Below are 257 nucleotides of genomic sequence, written 5' to 3' on the forward strand. Positions count from 1 at the left end.
GTTTAGAGTTGCAACCGCAGACAGCGTTAGGTCATGCCAAGCTACCAGAAGAGCCCGGTTATGTGACCGTTTTTGCTTGGACCGCCCACCAACGCCAAGTGCCTGTACGCCAAAGTCTACTCGGCTTTGCTTGGGGCTGGCTGGAAAACCAACTGGCGGTCGCATGTAAAGCCATGCCCTTAGGTCATACTGCTGCGCAACGTTTAAACGAGCAATTGCGCCCGCAACTGGTCGCTGCCGTTGATACTGCGCTGGCC

At 56.0% G+C, this 257-nt stretch carries 1 protein-coding gene; it reads left to right on the top strand.

From position 1 onward, the window contains the following. Window positions 1–257 (top strand): urease accessory UreF family protein (locus tag AAEY83_RS16630; RefSeq protein ID WP_351060849.1); only part of this gene is annotated, 257 nt, incomplete at both ends.

Source organism: Psychrobacter sp. TB20-MNA-CIBAN-0197 (assembly GCF_040309765.1).
Classification (GTDB): domain Bacteria; phylum Pseudomonadota; class Gammaproteobacteria; order Pseudomonadales; family Moraxellaceae; genus Psychrobacter; species Psychrobacter submarinus.